The 505-nt window shown below is 38.2% G+C and carries 1 protein-coding gene; it reads left to right on the top strand.

Annotation, left to right across the window (positions count from 1 at the left end; translation table 11 throughout):
- Window positions 1-505 (top strand): DUF6017 domain-containing protein (locus H8706_RS12365; RefSeq protein ID WP_262432872.1); only part of this gene is annotated, 505 nt, incomplete at both ends.

A 505-nucleotide genomic window follows, 5' to 3' on the forward strand; every position in this document is an offset into this window, starting at 1 on the left:
ATATGAAAATCGAAATTCAAGAAGTTCCGAAATCATACTCAAATAATACTAATAATAACTATACTGATTTTAACGATACTGAAAAGAATAATACTGAATCGAGCGATACTGAAATCATATCCTATCCTATCAATCGTGGAAATGAGAATAACTCTCCTCCCTTGCCTGCACCAAAAGGCATTGATACGATACGATGGATAGAAAATCGGCGAAAGTATGAAAAGCTAATCAAGAAAAACATTGACTATGACATTATCTCGGAAAGGTACAGTAAGGCGTGGCTTGATGAAATTGTGGCAATTATGGTCGATGTGGTATGCAGCGACGAGCCGACAATCCGCATAAACAAACAGGAATATCCTCACGAGGTTGTAAAGAGCAGATTTTTGAAAATTGACTCGTCGCATATTGAATATATAGACTTCGCCCTGCGGAGCAACACATCAGATGTCCGGAATATCCGGGCATTTTTAATTACAACGATTTATCGGTCGTTTGAAACGGC

It is taken from the genome of Qingrenia yutianensis, from assembly GCF_014385105.1.
GTDB lineage: Bacteria > Bacillota > Clostridia > UMGS1810 > UMGS1810 > Qingrenia > Qingrenia yutianensis.